We start from the raw sequence: 472 nt of genomic DNA, 5'->3' as shown, positions 1-472 counted from the left end.
AAAACCACCGGCATCCTGAAACTGTTTGACCAGCAAGCGATCAATTTCAGCAGCCACCCAGACATAGCCGCGCTGCTGCATCTGCAGACGCATTTCTGTCAATTTTCCATGCAGTCGCGGATGTGGCGGTGCATCCTGCCAATGCGCCGCATAGGCCTCAAACAAGGCATCAATATCATTGGTCGTCCGGACTGCAAACGGCACCCCCGGTAATATGACACCCTGCGCCAGATGATTGATGAAGGGCTGCAGTATGTAATACGCGTTCGCTTCGCGGGCTTTGATGCCTTCATCAATCTGACTCTTGGCCAGCTTGAGACTCGCTATATCATTTTTTGCCATCAGCGCAACAGTCACAAACAAGCCAAGTAAATGCGGTATGAAAAATTTACGCTTACCGCTGTTTGCTCTCTGCATTTCTGCATGGGTTTGCGCCAAGCCCACCGCATTCACGACTTGATTATTCAGGATG

General features: G+C 50.6%; 1 protein-coding gene. It reads right to left on the bottom strand.

Annotation, left to right across the window (positions count from 1 at the left end; genetic code table 11):
• A partial coding sequence (locus tag KDM89_RS19665; protein WP_212689581.1) for a hypothetical protein occupies positions 1-472 on the bottom strand: 472 nt, incomplete at both ends.

Origin of the sequence: Cognatundibacterium luofuense, assembly GCF_018139685.1 — a bacterium.
GTDB lineage: Bacteria > Pseudomonadota > Gammaproteobacteria > Burkholderiales > Burkholderiaceae_D > Undibacterium > Undibacterium luofuense.
The sequence above is the reverse complement of the archived record's forward strand: the minus strand, read 5'-3'. Positions and strand labels throughout refer to the sequence as shown.